At 72.9% G+C, this 17,664-nt stretch carries 23 protein-coding genes; 13 read left to right on the forward strand and 10 right to left on the reverse strand.

Going from position 1 to position 17,664, the window contains the following annotated elements:
* Window positions 1-78: 78 nt before the first annotated feature.
* Window positions 79-1,176: a DNA polymerase III subunit delta gene (gene holA, locus ABEB17_RS16395; RefSeq protein ID WP_378227147.1), complete on the forward strand. Its 1,098-nt coding sequence runs from the start codon at window positions 79-81 to the stop codon at window positions 1,174-1,176.
* 75 nt (window positions 1,177-1,251) lie between these two features.
* On the opposite strand, the gene rpsT is transcribed toward holA, so the two are convergent.
* The 4 genes from rpsT to ABEB17_RS16415 form a co-directional block, all read right to left on the reverse strand.
* Window positions 1,252-1,512 carry a 30S ribosomal protein S20 gene (gene rpsT, locus ABEB17_RS16400; protein ID WP_345717799.1) on the reverse strand — a complete coding sequence of 87 codons (261 nt, stop codon included), beginning with the start codon at window positions 1,510-1,512 and terminating at the stop codon, window positions 1,252-1,254.
* A 170-nt stretch (window positions 1,513-1,682) separates the two neighbouring features.
* The gene (locus tag ABEB17_RS16405; protein ID WP_345717800.1) at window positions 1,683-2,147 is read right to left on the reverse strand and encodes a type II toxin-antitoxin system PemK/MazF family toxin; all 465 of its coding nucleotides are present in this window, start codon (window positions 2,145-2,147) and stop codon (window positions 1,683-1,685) included.
* Window positions 2,148-2,156: 9 nt separating this feature from the next.
* Window positions 2,157-2,393 carry a hypothetical protein gene (locus tag ABEB17_RS16410; RefSeq protein WP_345717801.1) on the reverse strand — a complete coding sequence of 79 codons (237 nt, stop codon included), beginning with the start codon at window positions 2,391-2,393 and terminating at the stop codon, window positions 2,157-2,159.
* Window positions 2,394-2,507: 114 nt separating this feature from the next.
* Window positions 2,508-5,228: a winged helix-turn-helix domain-containing protein gene (locus ABEB17_RS16415; protein ID WP_345717802.1), complete on the reverse strand. Its 2,721-nt coding sequence runs from the start codon at window positions 5,226-5,228 to the stop codon at window positions 2,508-2,510.
* A gap of 173 nt (window positions 5,229-5,401) precedes the next feature.
* Between ABEB17_RS16415 and ABEB17_RS16420 the strand changes: the two genes are divergently transcribed.
* The 8 genes from ABEB17_RS16420 (at window position 5,402) to ABEB17_RS16455 (ending at window position 11,351) form a co-directional block, all read left to right on the forward strand.
* Entirely contained in the window at window positions 5,402-5,623 is a 222-nt protein-coding gene (locus tag ABEB17_RS16420) for a hypothetical protein (protein ID WP_345717803.1), read from the forward strand.
* The gene (locus ABEB17_RS16425) at window positions 5,620-5,820 is read left to right on the forward strand and encodes a hypothetical protein (protein ID WP_345717804.1); all 201 of its coding nucleotides are present in this window, start codon (window positions 5,620-5,622) and stop codon (window positions 5,818-5,820) included. Before ABEB17_RS16420 ends, ABEB17_RS16425 begins: the two co-directional genes overlap by 4 nt.
* Window positions 5,821-5,881: 61 nt before the next feature.
* Window positions 5,882-7,180 (forward strand): MFS transporter, encoded by a 1,299-nt coding sequence (locus tag ABEB17_RS16430; protein WP_345717805.1) that lies wholly within the window; start codon window positions 5,882-5,884, stop codon window positions 7,178-7,180.
* Entirely contained in the window at window positions 7,167-7,310 is a 144-nt protein-coding gene (locus ABEB17_RS16435; protein WP_345717806.1) for a hypothetical protein, read from the forward strand. The genes ABEB17_RS16430 and ABEB17_RS16435 overlap by 14 nt, the downstream gene beginning before the upstream one ends.
* Before the next feature lie 146 nt (window positions 7,311-7,456).
* Complete coding sequence (locus tag ABEB17_RS16440) at window positions 7,457-7,795, forward strand: MmcQ/YjbR family DNA-binding protein (RefSeq protein ID WP_345717807.1); 339 nt, start codon at window positions 7,457-7,459, stop codon at window positions 7,793-7,795.
* 207 nt (window positions 7,796-8,002) lie between these two features.
* Window positions 8,003-9,553 carry a circularly permuted type 2 ATP-grasp protein gene (locus tag ABEB17_RS16445; protein WP_345717953.1) on the forward strand — a complete coding sequence of 517 codons (1,551 nt, stop codon included), beginning with the start codon at window positions 8,003-8,005 and terminating at the stop codon, window positions 9,551-9,553.
* A complete protein-coding gene (locus ABEB17_RS16450) occupies window positions 9,547-10,491 on the forward strand; it encodes an alpha-E domain-containing protein (RefSeq protein WP_345717808.1) in 945 nt (314 codons plus the stop codon). The genes ABEB17_RS16445 and ABEB17_RS16450 overlap by 7 nt, the downstream gene beginning before the upstream one ends.
* A complete protein-coding gene (locus tag ABEB17_RS16455) occupies window positions 10,488-11,351 on the forward strand; it encodes a transglutaminase family protein (RefSeq protein WP_345717809.1) in 864 nt (287 codons plus the stop codon). Before ABEB17_RS16450 ends, ABEB17_RS16455 begins: the two co-directional genes overlap by 4 nt.
* On the opposite strand, the gene ABEB17_RS16460 is transcribed toward ABEB17_RS16455, so the two are convergent.
* The gene (locus ABEB17_RS16460) at window positions 11,317-11,742 is read right to left on the reverse strand and encodes a YunG family protein (protein ID WP_345717810.1); all 426 of its coding nucleotides are present in this window, start codon (window positions 11,740-11,742) and stop codon (window positions 11,317-11,319) included. The two genes, ABEB17_RS16455 and ABEB17_RS16460, sit on opposite strands and share 35 nt — an antisense overlap.
* 76 nt (window positions 11,743-11,818) lie before the next feature.
* Here ABEB17_RS16460 and ABEB17_RS16465 point away from each other — a divergent pair, with 76 nt between their 5' ends.
* Entirely contained in the window at window positions 11,819-12,667 is an 849-nt protein-coding gene (locus ABEB17_RS16465; protein ID WP_345717811.1) for a class I SAM-dependent methyltransferase, read from the forward strand.
* Between the two features lie 128 nt (window positions 12,668-12,795).
* Here ABEB17_RS16465 and ABEB17_RS16470 read toward each other — a convergent pair whose 3' ends face one another.
* Window positions 12,796-13,128 (reverse strand): hypothetical protein, encoded by a 333-nt coding sequence (locus ABEB17_RS16470; protein WP_345717812.1) that lies wholly within the window; start codon window positions 13,126-13,128, stop codon window positions 12,796-12,798.
* Between the two features lie 786 nt (window positions 13,129-13,914).
* On the opposite strand from ABEB17_RS16470, the gene ABEB17_RS16475 reads away from it, so the two are divergent.
* Both ABEB17_RS16475 and ABEB17_RS16480 read left to right on the forward strand, forming a co-directional pair.
* Entirely contained in the window at window positions 13,915-14,157 is a 243-nt protein-coding gene (locus ABEB17_RS16475) for a helix-turn-helix domain-containing protein (RefSeq protein WP_345717813.1), read from the forward strand.
* Between the two features lie 2 nt (window positions 14,158-14,159).
* A complete protein-coding gene (locus tag ABEB17_RS16480) occupies window positions 14,160-14,708 on the forward strand; it encodes a Clp protease N-terminal domain-containing protein (RefSeq protein WP_345717814.1) in 549 nt (182 codons plus the stop codon).
* A gap of 6 nt (window positions 14,709-14,714) precedes the next feature.
* Here the strand turns inward: ABEB17_RS16480 and ABEB17_RS16485 are convergent, their stop codons facing one another.
* The 3 genes from ABEB17_RS16485 to ABEB17_RS16495 are packed head-to-tail and all read right to left on the reverse strand — an operon-like array spanning window position 14,715 to window position 16,807.
* Complete coding sequence (locus ABEB17_RS16485) at window positions 14,715-15,002, reverse strand: DUF1330 domain-containing protein (protein ID WP_345717815.1); 288 nt, start codon at window positions 15,000-15,002, stop codon at window positions 14,715-14,717.
* The gene (locus ABEB17_RS16490) at window positions 14,999-15,238 is read right to left on the reverse strand and encodes a hypothetical protein (protein ID WP_345717816.1); all 240 of its coding nucleotides are present in this window, start codon (window positions 15,236-15,238) and stop codon (window positions 14,999-15,001) included. Before ABEB17_RS16490 ends, ABEB17_RS16485 begins: the two co-directional genes overlap by 4 nt.
* Window positions 15,239-15,247: 9 nt before the next feature.
* A complete protein-coding gene (locus ABEB17_RS16495) occupies window positions 15,248-16,807 on the reverse strand; it encodes an MFS transporter (protein WP_345717817.1) in 1,560 nt (519 codons plus the stop codon).
* Window positions 16,808-16,954: 147 nt separating this feature from the next.
* Here ABEB17_RS16495 and ABEB17_RS16500 point away from each other — a divergent pair, with 147 nt between their 5' ends.
* Window positions 16,955-17,431, forward strand: a complete 477-nt coding sequence (locus ABEB17_RS16500) for a GNAT family N-acetyltransferase (protein WP_345717818.1) — start codon at window positions 16,955-16,957, stop codon at window positions 17,429-17,431.
* A gap of 2 nt (window positions 17,432-17,433) precedes the next feature.
* Here the strand turns inward: ABEB17_RS16500 and ABEB17_RS16505 are convergent, their stop codons facing one another.
* Window positions 17,434-17,658, reverse strand: coding sequence for a PLD nuclease N-terminal domain-containing protein (locus tag ABEB17_RS16505; protein ID WP_345717819.1), 225 nt, complete (start codon window positions 17,656-17,658; stop codon window positions 17,434-17,436).
* Window positions 17,659-17,664: the final 6 nt, after the last annotated feature.

Below are 17,664 nucleotides of genomic sequence, written 5' to 3' on the forward strand. Positions count from 1 at the left end.
TCGGATCCGGGTGCCCACCCCAGTGCCAGCCTCAGCCCGCTGCCGCTCGCAGGCAAGGGCCTGGGCCGCCGTCCCAGGATGTGGGAGGTGAGCGATACGGTCGCCATCATGACGCCGCCCGCCCGACGAGCCGCCGGACCCAGCACGGGTCAGCCCGACGTCGACCCCGCCGGCCCGCTGCACCTGGTGACCGGCCCGGAGGACCTGCTCGCCGAGCGGGCCGTGGATCGTGTCGTCGCAGCCGCTCGGGCCGGCGACCCGTCGGTGCAGGTCGTCCAGGTCGAGCCCGCCGGCTACGTGTCCGGCGACCTCGCGGCGCACGCCAGCCCGTCGTTGTTCGGCGAGGGCACCGTCCTGGTGCTGCGCGCCCTCGAGGACGCGCCGGACGAGCTGCTGGAGGATGCCAAGGCGCTCGTCCTGGCACCCGAGCCGGACGTCGTGCTGGTGCTGCGTCATCGCAGCGGTCAGCGCGGCAAGGGTCTGCTCGACGCGGCCAAGAAGGCCGGGGCCGGCGTCCACGACTGTCCCAAGATCACCTCGGACGCCGACAAGACCACCTTCGTCCAGGGCGAGTTCCGCCGGGCCGGCCGCCGGATCGCCCCCGAGGCCGTCGTCGCCCTCGTCGAGGCCCTCGGGCAGGACGTGCGAGAGCTGGCCTCGGGCTGCACGCAGCTGATGGCCGACACCATGCCCCCGGACGGCGCGCCGCAGGACGCCGAGACGGTCGAGCTCGACGTGGTGGAGCGCTACTACGGCGACCGGGTCGAGGCCACCGGCTTCAAGGTGGCGGACGCGGCCATCGCCGGTCAGACCGACCAGGCCCTCGGCCTACTGCGGCACGCCCTGTCCTCCGGCGTCGACCCGGTGCCGATCGTCGCCGTCCTCGCCCTCGGCCTACGGTCGCTGGCGAAGGTCTCCAGCTCCAGCGTCGGGGGGATGCGGTCCGCGGACGTCGCCCGCGACCTCGGCATGGCGCCGTGGCAGGTGGACAAGGCCCGCCGACAGCTGCGGGCCTGGACGCCGTCCGGGCTGTCCGACGCCATCCAGGCGGTGGCCGCGGCCGACCTCGCGGTCAAGGGTGGCCTGCCGATCAAGGGACGCCGGGCAGGCGACCCGGTGTACGCCGTCGAGAAGGCCGTGCTCGAGATCGGTGCCGCTCGCCGTCGCACGGCCTGATCCCCAGCAAAATCGAGAGGCGCCGAGCCCCTGGTCAGGGATCCGGCGCCTCTCGGGACGTGCGGTGGGGCTACCTCAGAGCGCGGCGGCCTTCGTGGCCAGCGCGGACTTCTTGTTCGCAGCCTGGTTCTTGTGGATGACGCCCTTGCTCACGGCCTTGTCGAGCTTGCGGGACGCCACGGCCACGGCCTCCTGGGCCTTGGCGGCGTCGCCGGCCTCGATGGCCGCCTTCGCGTTGCGGATGTGCGTGCGCAGCTCACTCTTGACCGCCTTGTTGCGCTCGGTGCGCTTGAGGTTGGTCAGGTTGCGCTTGATCTGGGACTTGATGTTCGCCACGGATGAACTCTCTCGGTTCGCTCGTCAGATAGGTCGGTTAGAGGGCGTCGAGCCGCTCCGGGACCGAGGTGGTGGGGACACCTGTGGCGGAGCTGCTCCGTGCACGCACGACCTGGGTGTGCACGCGAGGATCAAGGTTACCAGCGCAGGCGCCACCGACCAAAAGACGGCTAACGCCACCCCCGCCGCGCCCGCAGGGCCGCGGCGACGTCGTCGAACCGCGGCCGGTCGAGCTGCGCCCCGATCCGTCGTACGGCGGTCGGGTCGATCTGCAGCACCCGGTCGACCCGCACCTCGCTCGGCCGCCGCCGCGGGTCCCAGGCGCCGGACCCGATGTCCACCCAGACCCGGCCGTGCCGGGCCTCGCGCGCCGCGTCCCGGTCGTGGTCCTTGCTGGTCAGCATCAGCGCCAGCAGCCGCCCGCGCTGCCGCCCCACGACGAGCACCGGCCGGTCCTTGCCCTGGGAGTGGTCCTCCTCGAACGGCACCCACGTCCAGACGACCTCGCCCGGGTCGGCGACACCGTCCGGGTGCGGCGCGTACTGCGTGCTCGACGTCCCCGTGAAGTCACCGGGGTAACCCGCGGTGCGGCGCAGGGGTCGCCTGATCCGGGCCAGGAGGTCGCGCAGCGGCATCCGCGAAGACTAGTCGCGCCGCCGCCGCGCCCGGGCCTGGTGCCGCTGCGACGGCTCGGCCACGAGCCGCTCGGGCACCAGCCGCTCGGCCGGCATCACGAAACCGTGCTTGTTCAGGCAGGTCACGCGCACGTGCTCCACCAGGCCCTCGGTGCTGGCCAGGGTGAAGCGCGCGAGCACCTCGGCGAGCGCGTCGCACTCCGGGCACTGGGTCAGCTCCAACGAGTGGTCGTCGCGTCCGGACATCGCCGCTGGCCTCCCTTCGCGACCCGCTGACGCCGACGACGTCCACCCACGAGATCGCTCGGTAACCAGAGCAGGATCCGGCCCGGCCGATACATGCCGCCAGCCGGCCGCTGGTCAGCGGGTCAGCAGGCCGAGCTCGTGCGCCCGGTGCACGGCGGCCCGACGGCTGACCACGTCGAGCTTGCGGTAGATGCGCTTGAGGTGCGCCTTCACGGTGTTGACCGAGACGTACAGCTCGGCTGCGATCTCGGTGTTGGTCATCATCGTCGGCAGGAACTGCAGCACGCTGAGCTCCCGCTCGGTCAACGGGTCGCTGAGCTCGGTTGCGGCTGCGGCAACCGGGTCGTGGGGCACCAGATCGGCCAGCAGCTCGGTGGCGAACTCGCTCTGCCGGGGCTGCAGGCGCGTCAGGCTGGTCAGCAGGCGCGGCAGGTGCTCGGGGTCCAGGACGACGAAGGGGCGGCGGACCCCCTCGGGCTCGGCGGCCTCGACGGCCCGCCGCAGGGCGTCGAGCGCCCGGTTGTCCTCGCGCAGGCGGTCGGCCGTCAGGGCGCTGAGCAGCCAGACCTCGACCTCCGAGCCGCCCGAGCCGCCTGGGGCGCCGTCGCGCATCGGCGCCAGCACCTGCTCCGCGCGGTCGGGCCGGCCCAGCGCGAGGTGAGCCTGGGCGACGTGCACCTGCCCACCCCCCGGGGAGCCGTCGACGCTCACCGCCGGCCCGATCCGACGAAGCGCCGATGTGGGGTCGCCCGCCGCGAGGTCGAGCTCCGCCTCGGCCAGGGCCAGCCACCGCAGCAGGAAGGTCGGCGAGCCGGTGCCGGTGACGGCCTCGCGCACGTCGGCCAGCTGGTCACGAGCGGCGGCCAGGCGGCCGAGGGCGGTGTCGATCCGGGCCTGGGCCAGCCCGAACGCGGCCCGCGGGGACCGGTCGAGCGCTGCCGCCCGCCGACCCTGGGCCAGCAGCGCCTGGGCCTCGTCCAGGTTGTTCCAGCGCAGGTTGACCAGGGACAGCGACAGGTACGCGGTGGCGGCCTGGGTCAACGGCGCCCAGCCCCGCGCGTCGACGATCTCGACCGCCTCGGTGGCGTGCGCGTACGCCACCCGGAGGCGGCCGGTGGCGACCTCCGCGAGTGACAGGTGCGCGAGCATGTTGATCCGCGCGGCTTCCAGCGCCGAGCCGTCCGCCTCGGTGAGGCCCTCCCGCAGCCGCTGCTCGGCCGCGTCCAGGCGCCCCGACCAGAGCAGGCCCGTGCCGAGGTTGCCGAGCGCCGTGGCGCGGTATCCCCGAGCCGCCGGCAGGGCCATGGCCGGGCCGGCCAGCAGTCCGAGGGCCTCCTCCGTGGCAGTGACCAGCGCCGGGTTGTCGCCGCGGGAGCGGGCGACCGCGGTCGAGAGCAGCAGCAGCCCCACCTCGGTCCCCGGTCGAGAGTCGGCCGGGGTCTCCTCCAGCCGAGCCTGGGCGAGGTCGAGGTACGGCTGGATCGCCTCGAAACGGCCGGCGTGCATGAGGCGCGCGGCGGCGCAGAGCGCCAACGGGGAGCTCTGCGTCAGATGCTGGGCGGGGATGCCGGCGATCACGTGGTCCAGTGCGGCGCGATCCACCGACACCAGCAGCGGCAGGGCGTCGTTGACGAACAGGTTGCCGACCAGCGGCCAGTCCTGTGCCCGGATGGCGTGGCGCAGCGCCTCCAGCGGGTCGCCGTTCCCGGCGAACCAGAGGGCGGCCCGCCGGTGCAGCTCACGCACCAGCTCGGGCTCGTCCACGACCAGCCGGTGCTGGAGCATCTCGCGCATCAGGGCGTGGTAGCGGTACCACTCCCGTCCCGGCCCCAGACCGACGACGAAGGCGTTGGTGCTCTCGAGCCGCTCCAGGAACTGCTGGCTGCGCGGCTCCTCGGTCAGCGCCTCGGCCAGACCGCTGCTGACCTGGTCGCTGATGCAGGTGAGGAGCAGGAACCGCTGCAGGTCCGGCGGGTGGCTGGCGATCACCTCCTCTGCGAGGTAGTCGACGACCGCCTGGTCGTCGCCCGCGAAGTCGGCCGGGGTCCGCTGCGGCCCCGTGCGCCCCAGGAAGAGCGCGGCCAGCCGCAGCCCGGCCGGCCAGCCCTCCGTTCGCTGCACGAGCAGGTCGGCCCCGGCGACGTCGACGGTGATCCCGTCCGCGGCCAGCAGCGCCTCCGCCTCGCTGACCGTGAACGCCAGGTCGCGCGGACGGATCTCCACCAGCTCGTGCGTCACCCTGAGCCGGTGCATCGGGAGCACGGGGTCGGCCCGGGTCAGCAGCACCAGGCGCAGCTGAGGAGGCGGGTGACGCAGCAGCGTGGTCACCCCGTCGAGCACGCCGGGGTTCTGGATCACCTGGAAGTCGTCCAGCACGAGGACGACGGGCACGGGCAGCTGGGCCAGACCGGCCGTCAGCCGGTTGAGGTCGGCGACCTCGCCACCGAGCCCGGGCACGAGCTGGGCCAACGGGTTGCCGGCGGGCGGCGTAACCGCGCCGCGCAGCGCGGCCACGGCGTACGACCAGAACGTGCGGGGCTCGTTGTCCATGACGTCCAGTGACAGCCACGCCACCGAGCCGACGGGCCGGCCGGCGGCCGCCCAGCCGGCGGTCGTCAGCGTCTTGCCCCAGCCCGCACCGGCACTGACCACGGTCAGCGGACCACGGGTGCCGGCGTCCAGCAACGCACTGACCTGCGGGCGGGGCACGAAGGAGGGCGGGACGCGCGGAAGGGCGAGCTTGCTCGCCAGCAGGCCGAGGTCGGCCGCCTCCGGGGGGCGGAAGAACGCGGGCGGAGCGCCGGATATCGTCGGCTGGTCGACCTGTTGCCCCACGCTTGCTCCCGGTCTGGGTCGGGCCCCCGCAGACCACCCGCCGCGGCGCACCTAGCGTTCACCGTACTGCTGGGCAGCACCGGCCCGCTGCCGTCCTCCCGAGTACCCCCTTCGGGTGAAGCGCCACGACGCGGAACGGTCACCATGGAGGTAGCCCGCTGGAGGAGGAGCTCGTGTTGGCTCAGCCGTTCGAGGTCCACGTCCGCGGACAGCTGCCGCCGGAGCTGCTCGAGGAGCTGGACTTCCTCTCCGCCGACGTCGTGCCGGCCCAGACCGTGCTCACCGGAGTCGTCCCCGACCAGGCGGCGCTCTTCGGGCTGCTCACCCGGCTGCAGGGGCTGGGGCTCGAGCTGGTCGAGGTGCGGCGCCTGCCGGCCTCACCGGCGCAGCCGTGACCGGAGAGCTGCGCGTCGAGGTCACGGTGCGGGGCCGGGTGGACCTGCTGCTCGGGCAGGTCCTGCCGACCCTCGACGTGACCGTGGTCCCGCGCCACAATGTGCTCACCGTGGCGTCTGGTGACGTCGGTGAGCTGAAGGCGCTCCTGGAGACGCTGGCGCGACGAGGGATCGAGGTCGACCGGGTCACCCGGTAGCTGCCGTGGCCCTCCGGGCCGGTCCGAGCCGTGCGCCACCGGGCCGGAGGGGAGCGTGTGGATGCCAGCCGGGTCGGGGCCCTCGACGGCTCGCGTGGTCCCGCGCCGTGCGCTCGTGGTCGTCTGCGCCGCAAGCGCCGTGGAGTGGTACGACTACGCGGTCTACGGGGCGCTCGCGTCCGTGCTGGTCGGGGTGGTCCTGCCCAGCGGCGCGGCCCGCGAGGGTCTGGTCCCGGTCTTCGCGGTGTTCGCGACGTCGTTCCTGACCAGGCCGCTCGGAGCGATCCTGGTGGGCCTGCGGGCCGACCGGTCGGGACGTCGCCAGGCGCTGGCCACCATGGTCCTGCTGATGACCGCCGCCACGGCCGCGATCGGTTTGCTGCCGCCGTGGTCGGCCATCGGTCTGCTGGCCCCGGTCCTGCTGCTGCTGCTCCGGATGGTGCAGGGGTTCTCGTCCGGTGGTGGGATCAGCTCCTCGATCCCGTTCGTGGCCGAGTCCGCGCCGCGGACCCGATGGGGTCTGTACGGCGGCTGGCACACCTCGACCGTCGCCGGCGGCATCGCGTCGGGGATCGCAGTGGCCGGGATCGTCTCGGCCGTGCTGTCCGCCGACGACCTGCAGCGCTGGGGGTGGCGCATCCCGTTCTTGCTCGCGGTGCCGCTGGGTCTCGTCGGCTGGTCCGGGTGGCGGCGGTTGGGGGAGACCGCTGAGTTCCGGGCGCTGGGGCCAGGACGTCCCGCGCCGTCGCTCGGTCGGGTCTGGCGCGAGCACGGGCGCGCCGTCCGCACCGGTTTCGCGTTGATCGGGGTGCTCGCCGCCACCTTCAACGTGTGGTTCGTCTTCCTGCCGGCCCATCTCGTCGCCGAGGACGTGCATCGGCTGCCCGTGGCGCTCGGCTGCGCGGGGGCGGGGCTGGTGGTCGCCGCGCTGTCCGCGCCGTTGCTGGGCCTGCTGTCCGACCGGGTCGGCCGACGACCGCTGCTGGCGACCGGGACGGTCGGGCTGGGCGTCCTGGTGCTGCCGCTCTACGGGCTGGCGAGCTCGGGCTCGACGTCCGGGCTGTTGGTCGCCGACGTCGTGGTGGGGGCATTGCTGGGGTCACTGGTGGTCAGCGCGTACCTCGCCGAGCGCTTTCCCGTCGAGCTGCGGGCGACCGGTGTCGCGATGACGTACGGGCTGGCGACGGCACTGGTCGGCGGTACGGCGCCGCTGATCGGGAGCGTCCTGGCGAACCGCGGCTGGCCGGCCGGGGGAGCGATCTACCTCGCCGCGTGGTGCGCGGCCGGGGTGGTGGCCACCGTGCGGGCCCCGATAGCGCTCAGCTCGCCTGGTCGCCTCGCTGAACGTGCGCCTTGCTGACCCGCAGGGTGTCGCCATCCTCGCAGCGCACGGTGTGCCGGCTGCTCGTGTCGTCCCCGACCTGGAGCAGCTGCGCACGGTGACCTCGATGCGCACCGGCGATCAGGTGCACGTCGTCGCCGACCTCTAGCGTGTGGTCCGTCACCGGCATGGAGCCCTCCCGTCGCTCGTGAACGCTCTTCGTATCCCAGGTCCCGTTCGGTTGCACGCGGCAGCGACCCAATCGCTTCAGCTGGAGGGGTTGACCACGCGTCGCGGCCCGCCGAGGCTGGTCGGGTGGACGCCAAGCAGCTCCTCGACCACTGCTTGGCGCTGCCCGGCGCCTGGCAGGACCAGCCCTGGGGGGGCGACGTCGTCGCCAAGGTCGGCGAGAAGATCTTCGCCTTCACCGGCGAGGGGTCCGTGGGCCTGAAGTGCGGCCGGTCCCGGGACGAGGCCGACGAGTGGCTCCAGAGGTACCCCGACGACGCCAGCGTCATGGCCTACATCGGGCGGTACGGCTGGAACACGCTGACGCTGAACGGCGCGATCAGCGACGACGAGGTCCTCGAGGCCGTCGACGCCTCGTACGCGGACGTCGTAGCGCGCCTGCCGAGGTCCCAGCGCCCGAGCTAGGTCCGCCGACGGCTGGGACGACGGGAGGGCCCGGGCACTGGTCAGCGCGTTCGTGTCACGGCAGGGTGGGCACGTGATGGCGACGTTACGTGCCCGACATCTGGAGCACCTACCGTGCGCCCGGTGAGCCAGGCCGCGTCCGTGCCGCCCCCGCCGGCGTCGTCCGGGGGCGAACGGCCACGCCCCGGCGCAGCCGCCTGGGACGAGATGTACGCCGCTCCGGGCCAACCGCGACCGGCCTACGAGAAGCTGCACGCCGCGCTGAGCAAGCTGACCGGCGCAGAGCTGCGCGGCCGGGTCGACGTCGTCGCCCGCACCTACCTCGACGCCGGGGTCACGTTCGACATCGGCGGCGAGGAGCGCCCGTTCCCCCTCGACGTCGTCCCACGGGTGATCACCGCCCAGGAGTGGTCCGAGGTCGAGGCCGGTGTGGCGCAACGGGTCCGCGCGCTCGAGGCCTTCCTGGAGGACGTCTACGGCCCGCAGACCGCGGTGCGCGACGGCGTCATCCCGCGCCGGGTCGTGACGTCGTCCGCGCACTTCCACCGCGCCGCGGCGGGGATAGAACCGGTTGCGGGAGTGCGGGTGCACGTCTCCGGCATCGACCTGATCCGGGACGAGCGCGGCGAGTTCCGGGTGCTGGAGGACAACGTCCGGGTGCCGTCCGGGGTCAGCTACGTGCTGGAGAACCGTCAGGCGGTCAGCCAGGTGCTCCCCGAGCCGTTCCTGGCCCAGCGGGTTCGTCCGGTGCACGACTACCCGCGTCGTCTGCTCGCGGCCCTGCGCGCGACCGCCCCGGATGCCGAGGCCGACCCGAACGTGGTGGTGCTCACCCCGGGCATCTTCAACAGCGCCTACTTCGAGCACGCTCTGCTGGCAAGGACCATGGGCGTCGAGCTCGTCGAGGGAAGCGACCTGGTCTGCCACGGGGGGCGGCTCTGGATGCGGACGACGTCCGGTGAGCGGCGGGTCGACGTGGTCTACCGGCGGGTGGACGACGAGTACCTGGACCCGGTGCACTTCCGGGCCGACTCGATGCTCGGCTGCCCGGGGCTGCTCTCGGTGGCCCGCGCCGGCAACGTGACCCTGGCGAACGCGGTCGGCAACGGCGTCGCGGACGACAAGCTCGTCTACACCTACCTGCCGGACCTGACGCGGTACTACCTGGCCGAGGAACCGTTGCTGCGCAACGTGGACACCTGGCGGCTGGAGGAGCCGGAGGCGCTGGAGGAGGTGCTCGACCGGCTCGACGAGCTCGTGGTGAAGCCGGTGGACGGGTCCGGTGGCAAGGGGCTGGTCATCGGACCGGCCGCCAGCCGCGCCGAGCTGGACGTTCTGCGCCAGCGGCTGATCGCCGACCCGCGCGGCTGGATCGCGCAGCCGGTGATCTCGCTGTCCACCATCCCGACCGTGATCGACGACAAGCTGGCCCCGCGGCACGTCGACCTGCGGCCGTTCGCCGTGAACAGCGGCGACGAGGTCTGGGTGCTGCCCGGCGGGCTGACCCGGGTCGCGATGCCCGAGGGCCAGCTGGTCGTCAACTCCAGCCAGGGCGGCGGGTCCAAGGACACCTGGGTGATCGGGGACGACGCCACCCCGCCGAGGCCCTCGCGGCGCCCGGCCCGGCAGGCCCAGATGGCTGGCCCGGACCTGGCGCCGGACGACGCTCGCGGCGAGCAGCAGCAACAACAGCAGCAGCAACGGCACCAGCAACGGCACCAGCAACGGCAGCAGGGCTGCGGGGAGCGGACGTGCTGAGCCGGATCGCCGAGTCGATGTTCTGGATCGGCCGCTACCTGGAGCGGGCCGACGGGACGGCGCGCATCCTCGACGTCCACCTCCAGCTGCTGCTGGAGGACCCGTGGCTCGACGAGGACGCCTCGTGCCGGGTGCTGCTGGGAGTGATGGGCGCCGAACCCGTGGCCTTGGAGGAGAAGGTCACCCGGCTGACCATGCTGAACCGTCTCGCCTACGCGCGTGAGCCCGGCTCGATCGTGGACTCGCTGCGCGCGGCCCGGGCCAACGCCCGCCGGGCGCGCGAGACGATCTCGACCGAGATGTGGGAGTCGCTGAACACGACCTACAACGCGTTGACGCCCACCGGACGCGCCGGGCGTGGTCCGCACCAGTTCATGGACTGGGTCCGGGAGCGGGTCGCCACGGTCGTGGGGATCGCCGACTCCACGATGAGCCGTGACGAGCCGTGGCACTTCCTGCTGCTGGGCCGGTCCATCGAACGCGTCGACATGACCGCTCGGATGCTCGCGTCGGAGGACCTGCGCGGCTCGTCGGGGCCGGCCTGGGCGCTGGTGCTGCGCTCCTGCGGCGCGCACGAGGCGTTCGTGCGAGCGTTCGGAGCGGCCGCGACCGAGGACCGAGCCCTGGAGTTCATGCTGCTGGACCGGCTGTTCCCGCGGTCCGTCGTCAACGCGCTGCTGACCGCCGAGTCCTGCCTGGCCGCGTTGGAGGTCGACTCGGTCTCGGCCACCCGGCGGCTCGGGGTGCGCGACGACGCCCGGCGCCTGCTCGGTCGGCAGCGGACCGACCTGGAGTACCGCCCGCTGTCCCAGATGCTGCTCGACCCGGCAGGCGAGATGGAGGAGCTGCAGCGCGCGGTGTCCCAGTCCAGCGAGGCGATCTCGCGGCGCTACTTCCCCCGTGGTGTGGCCACGTCCTGGGTCCGGGAGGTCTCGTGAGCCTGGCCCCACTGGGACCCTCCGGTCCGCGGCTCCGTGTCGAGCACGTCAGCCGGTTCCGCTACGAGAGCACGGTCTCGGCGTCCTACAACGAGTGCCGGCTGCTGCCCACGTCGGACGCCCGCCAGCAGGTGCTCAGCGCGCGGGTGTCCGTCGAGCCGGTGACCTGGCGGCGCGAGTACGTCGACTACTGGGGCACCCGGGTGGTGGGCTTCGAGGTGCACACCGAGCACGACGAGCTCGAGGTCGTGGGTGCCGTCGACGCTGTGGTCGCACCGGCCGGGACACCGCCGGACGCCGGGTGGGACGCCGTGCGCGACCCCGCCGTCCGCGACCGGTGGTGCGAGTTCCTGGTGGCCACCCAACGCAGCCGGCCGAGCGAGGAGCTGGCCGCGCTGGCCCAGGACGCCGCCGCCGGACTCGCTCCTTCCGTTGCGGCACAGGCGGTCTGCCAGTTGGTGTCCGACCGGCTGACCTACCGCCCGGGCTCGACCGGGGTGCACACCTTGGCGATGGAGGCCTGGGACGCGCAGAGCGGGGTCTGCCAGGACTTCGCCCAGCTCGCCGTGGGAGCGCTGCGCTCGGTCGGCCTGCCGGCACGCTACGTGTCCGGCTACCTGCACCCGAAGGCGGACGCCGAGATCGGCCAGACCGAACGCGGCGAGAGTCACGCATGGGTCGAGTGGTGGGCTGGCGAGTGGTACGGCTGGGACCCGACCAACGTCAAGCCCGCGGGACACCAGCACATCGTGACGGGCCGTGGCCGGGACTACGGCGACGTACCGCCGGTTCGCGGCATCCTCGCTGGCGGTGGAGCCGCTCAGCTCACGGTGCAGGTGTCGGTGACGACGCTGAGCTGAACTGGCCCGCGGGTACGCCCAGCGTGCGCAGCACGCGGTCGTGCAGCAGCCGGTACGCGGTCTCCGCGGGGCCGTCGGGCGCGGGGCGGCGACGCTCGACCACGCGTTCGGCCTGCAGGAGCTCGCCGGGCAGCAGCTGCTCGCGGGTGAGGTCGACGTCCAGCGCACCGAGCCTGTTCCAGTAGTGCACGCCGTCGCCGTTCGGGCCGAGCAGGTCAGCCATGACCAGGTCGCCGCCCAGCAGATCCTGCACGACGAGTGCGGTCGGCCCGCACTGCCCGCGGGCCGGGCTGGCAACGCCGGCGAGGTACTCGGGCTTGGCGAAGGTGGTCTCGGCGCTCCAGGCGCCACGGATGGCGTGCTCGACCTGGCTGAGGGTGAAGGTGGGCATGCGAGCGATCGTGCCAGCCCGCACCGACAGGCCCAGGGCCTTCCCGCGGGCCGCGGGGGCTGACAGAGTCGGTGGCATGTCGACATCGCCCAGCTCGCCGCCCTCGGGTGGACCGGCCGGGGGCGTGGTCGGCGTGTTCGACCGGGCCGCCGACACCTATGACAACGTGGGCGTGCCCTGGTTCGGGCCGATCGCGCAGGGGCTCGTCGAGGCGCTGATGCCGCGCCGGGGTGAGCGCGCCCTCGATATCGGCTGCGGCAAGGGCGCGGCCCTGTTCCCGCTCGCGCAGGCGGTGGGGTCCAGCGGTCGGGTGACCGGCATCGACCTGTCCCCGCAGATGGTCGCCGCCACGGCTGCCGTCGCCGAGGAGCGCGGTCTGCGGCAGGTGGACGTGCACGTGGCCGACGCCAGCGCTCCCGACCTGGCCGACAAGGAGTACGACGTCGTCGCGTCGTCCCTGGTGCTGTTCTTCCTGCCGGATCCGGCGGCGGCGCTGGCCGGGTGGCACCGGCTGCTTCGACCTGGGGGACGGCTCGGCGTCGCCACGTTCGGACCGAGCGCGCCGGCCTGGACGCAGATCGACGACGTGTTCACGCCGTACCTGCCCCCGCAGATGCGTGACGCGCGGACCTCCGGACGACGGGGTCCGTTCGCCAGCGACGAGGGGGTGGAGTCGCTGTTCGCGGCCGCCGGGCTGCTCGACGTCCGGACCGAGACCACCACCGTGGACGCCGTGCTGCGCGACCCGGAGCACTGGCACGAGTTCAGCTGGTCGCACGGCCAGCGAGCCATGTGGGAGTGCGTGCCGCCGGCCGAGCGGGACGCGTTGCGGGACAAGGCGTTCGGGCTGCTCGACGACCTGCGTGGGGACGACGGCAGCATCCGTCTCGGCCAGCAGGTCCGCTACACCCTCGGCCGCCGCTAGCGCCCGCTGGAGCCAGCCCCCCACACCGCCGTGATCATGCACGTTCGCCCCGCCCCCGGATCGAGGCTGGCATCCGCTTCTCGAGGGTTGTTCGCCTCGGGAAGCGGGTCCAGACCCACTGAACGTGATCAACGCTGGGCGGTGGTCCAGCCGCGGCGGGCGCCGAGCCAGTCCAGGAACGTGCGGGCGTAGAGCCGCTGGTGCACGCGCACGAGCGGGGGACCGCCGGGCCAGACCGGTTCGTCGGCGTTCGGCAGCATGTAGGCCGCGATGACGGCGAGCCAGGCGTCGATGGACGCCGGGGGGACGTCGCGGGTCAACGCGCTGCGGGTCAGCCAGGCCTCGACGTCCACACCGTCGCGGCGGGCGAGTGGGAGCAGGCCGACGAAGTCGGTCCACCCGGCGCCGCGCATCAGCCAGTTCCAGTCCACGAACACCGCGCCGGCGGGACCGACGAGCATGTTGTCGGCCCGCAGGTCGGTGTGGCAGGCGGTGTCGCCCTCCAGGGTGGGCTGGCGCCGCCGAGACGAGGTCGGCGAGCTCGGCGTACCGGCTCGGCAACCACCCCGGCTGACCGGCGGTCAGCCGCAGGTCGCCCGCGAGCAGCCGCGGGAAGCAGGCCTGCACGTCGGGCTTGCCGCCGATCGCCTCGGCCAGGGACGGCAGCTCCAGCGCATCCGGCACGGGGGTCAGCGCCTCGACGCTCGCCAGGCACGCCTCGTGCACGACCGACAGGTTCTGCTCCGTCCAGGGCTGCGGCAGCCCGCCGTCCAGCACGTCGGCGAGCACGATCCGCCACTCGTACTCGTCGGCCTCGCCCGGCAGCAGGTGACCCGCGCCCACGAACGCCGGTGCGGGGACATCGGCGGGCAGCGCCTGCAGCACCACCGCCTCCTGCGCGTAGGCCGTGCACAGGTGCGGGTTGCGGGAGGAACCCGCCTTGGCGAAGACCTGTCGGCCGTCCCGCAGGTGGACGACGGCCGCGAAGCCTCCGCTGAACCCGCTGGTCGCCGGCGGCTCGGCGCGTACCACCGGCGAACCGGCCGCCGCGCCGACCGCTCGCCGCACGGCGTCCGGCAGCTCCTCCCAGCCTGGGCGCGCGACCGTTGCGCCGTAGTCGATCTGGAGCACGTCGGTGTCGTCCACGCCGCCAGTCTGACGGCTCGGGCGCACCGGGTGCACGGGAGTTACCTGGCATGTGTCAACACAGGTTGACAGGATCTGCCTGTCAACGTATGTTGACGGCCATGTCGGAAGCCACCAAGCTCGCCACCGCGGCGGCCGCCCCCGACCCCCGGACCGGGCTGCGGGCCGTCGCCGCCCTGCGCAAGCTCCTCGAGCAGCTCGAGGCGGCGCAGGTGGCCAGCGCCAGGGCGCAGGGCTGGTCCTGGCAGGAGGTCGCTGACGTGCTGGGAGTCAGCCGCCAGGCGGTGCACAAGAAGCATGCGGCACGGCGAGGACTGCTCGCCGGCCGAGGTCGAGAGGACTGACCATGTTGGAGCGGTTCACCAACCGGGCACGGACGGTCGTCGTCGCCGCCCAGACCCACGCGCGGGCGCAGCACGCCACCCGCGTCGAGGCGGAGCACCTGCTGCTCGGGCTGCTGGACGACCCGGACAGCCTGGCGATGCGCTGCCTGGTCCGGCTCGGGAGCGGTGCGGAGGACGTGCGCGACGCCGTCCGGCGCCAGCGGACGTCGGCACTGGGCAGCCTGGACGACGGTGACCTCGAGGCGCTGAGGGCCATCGGCATCGACGCCGAGGAGGTGCTGCGCCGGGTCGAGTCGGACCTCGGCCCGCTCGCCGAGCCGACCGGGACGAGTCGCAAGCACATCCCGTTCTCCACCGACGGCAAGAAGGCGCTCGAGCTCGCCCTGCGCGAGGCCATCGCGTTGAAGCACAAGTACATCGGCACCGAGCACCTGCTGCTGGGGTTGCTGCGCGGGCAGTCCGGGACGGTCGCCAGGACGTTCACCGAGCTCGACCTGACGCACGACCAGGTGCGGGACGTCGTCCTCGACGAGCTGCGCCAGACCGGGTGAGGTCGCTCAGCGGCGGGCCAGCGTCAGGACCTGGGTCCGCGCGACGGCGGCGTCCCGCTGCTCGGTCAACGCGACGCGGCGCGGGTCGGCCAGGTAGGCGTCGAGGGCCGGCTGGTCCGGCAGCTCGATGACCTGGACCTCCAGCGGATCGCCCTCCACCCGGGGCGAGACGACGTCGCGCGAGACCAGCCGGGCGCCGTGATCGGGCAGCAGGGCCAGCACCTCGTCCTCGTACTGCCGGACGGCGTCGGCCCGGTCCGGGTGCTCCCAGAGCAGCACGCACAGCCGGATCACGGCTGCTCCAGCGGATCACCGGGCGACGGCGAGGTGACGGTTCGCTCGTCCTGCTCCTGTGCCCGCACCCGCGCGTGGTGCGCGGTCGGCCGCCAGATCTGGTCGAAGGGCCCCATCAAGGACCCGGCGCCAGCGCGCCGGCGGACCCGCTTCGCAAACCACCACAAGGCAGCTAGCGCCCCGGCCAGCGCGACCAGCAGGACGAGCAGGACGAGCAGCGCGACCAGACCGTCCACCGGCTCATCCTAGGCGGCGCCCGCAGCGGCGTCGGCCGGGATGTCCTCCTTCTTCGCGTTGATCAGCGTCGCGGCCACCACCAGCGCGAGCGCGAACAGGACCGCGCCCCAGAAGAAGGCGACCTGGTAGCCGTGGATCAGTGCGTCCGGACCCATCCGCTGCGCATCCTGCGGACTGTGCACGTGGTCGACCAGGTAGGCGGTGACGGCTCCGGCGAAGATCGTGTTCAGCAGCGCGGTGCCCAGGGAGCCGCCGATCTGCTGGGACGTGTTCAGGACGGCGCTCGCCACCCCGGCGTCGTGGTGCCCGACACCGATCAACGCGGTGCTCGCGGCGGGGATGAACACGCCGGCCAGGCCGACGCTCATCACCAGCTGCGACGGCAGCACGTGCGTGACGTACGGCGTCGTCGCGTCGATCTGGGTCAACCACAGCATGCCGACGACGGCCAGGGCCAGTCCCGGAACCATGATCGGCCGTGGCCCGAGCCGGGGCAGGAGCTGCGCGACGACCCCGGCGCTCAGTATCAGCCCGGCGCTGAACGGCAGGAACGCGAACCCCGCCTTGAGTGGCGTGTAGCCCAGGTTGATCTGGAAGTAGTACGTCAGGAACAGGAACATCGCGAACAGCCCGGCGCCGACCAGCAGGAACACCAGGTACGCACCGCCACGGTTGCGGTCCAGCACGATCCGCAACGGCAGCAGCGGGTTCTTCGCCCGTGTCTCCCAGATGACGAAGGCAGTCAGCAGGACGACGGCGAGCACCAGGAAGGTGATCGTCGAGGAGTCGCCCCAGCCCTGCACCGACGTGTCGTTGCGGTCGCCGGGGTTCGCTGCCTTGGCCGCCTCGGTGAACCCGTACACCAGCGAGACGAGACCGAGCGAGGACAGCAGCACACCGGGGACGTCGTACCGGGTGTCCCCGGGGGCCCTGCTCTCGTGCACCAGCCGGACGGCCAGCACCGCCACCAGGATCGCGACCGGCGTGTTGACGAGCAGGCACCAGCGCCAGGAGGCGTACTCGGTGAGCACGCCACCGACGACCAGGCCGATCGCAGCGCCACCACCCGCGAGCGCCCCGAACACGCCGAAGGCCTTGGCCCGCTCCTTGGGGTCGGTGAAGGTCACCGTGACGATCGACAGTGCCGCGGGCGCCATCAGCGCGGCGAACGCACCCTGCAACCCGCGGGCCGCGAACAGCAGCGCCTGGGTGGAGGCGATGCCGCCGAGAGCGGACGCTCCGGCGAACCCCAGCAGACCGATGATGAACGTGCGCTTGCGCCCGGTGTAGTCCGCGATGCGCCCGCCGAGCAGCAGCAGCCCACCGAACGCGAGCGTGTACGCCGTGATGACCCACTGCCGGTTGGCGTTCGAGATGCCGAGGTCCTCCTGCGCACTCGGCAGCGCGATGTTCACGATGGAGGCGTCGAGCACGATCATCAGCTGAGCCGCGGCGAGCACCGCCAGGGCCCACCACCGCCGCGGGTCCGGCTCCTCCGTCGGTGCGGTCGCAGCCGATGCGGCCGTCGGGACGTCGGCGTCAGGCTCGTCGGCGGGTGTGGTCGGCACGCTCACGGTTCCTCCAGCGGGACGCGGTCTGGCCACGCGAGGCCAGGAGCGGGGATGCAGCGACTCTCCTCCACCAACCACGCCAGGGGCAAAGGGATTCCCAGGAATGCCGTCGACTCCTGGGCGGGGGCGGTTCACGATGGTCGGATGCACGCGGAGACCGCCGAGATCAGCTGGTTCACCGGCCCGCGGGAGGACCTGCGACCCATGTTCGAGCTGGCCGAGGACTCGGCCCTCCAGCTGGACGCCTACCTGCCGCTCGGGCGGGTCCTCGTGGCCGTCGTGGACGGTGTCGTCGTCGGTCACCTGCAGCTGGTGGACGGCGACCGGTCCGACGTGCTGGAGCTGAAGAGCCTGGCGGTCGTGGAGTCCTTCCGGGGCAACGGAATCGGGCGGGCTCTGGTCGAGCGGGCCGTGGCCGAGTGCCGTTCGCAGGCGAGCCGGACGCTGATGGTGTCCACCGCCGCGGCGGGTACCGACAACCTGCGGTTCTACCAGCGCCGAGGGTTCCGGATGCTCAGCGTGGAACGCGACGCGTTCACCGCGAGCACCGGGTACCCGGACCCGATCGACATCGACGGCATCCCCTTGCGGGACCGCGTCTGGCTGTCGATGGACCTGTGAGCTCAGTCGGACTGGCGGCCCGCGACGAGGTAAGCGATCGGGCCGACGGGCTGGATGCCGAGCGCCAGGGTCCACAGCAGCTTCGGGCCGCGCACCTGGTCCGCCGGCCGCTGCCTGAGGTCGGACGCCGCGATCGCCGTCAGCACCATCTCGATCGCACCGACCACCACCGCGGCCTTGCGCTGGCCGGGGGTGAGCTCGCTCCACCGCTTCTTGCGCTTCAGCATGTCTGC

It is taken from the genome of Angustibacter luteus (assembly GCF_039541115.1).
In the GTDB taxonomy this organism is placed as follows: Bacteria; Actinomycetota; Actinomycetes; order Actinomycetales; family Angustibacteraceae; genus Angustibacter; species Angustibacter luteus.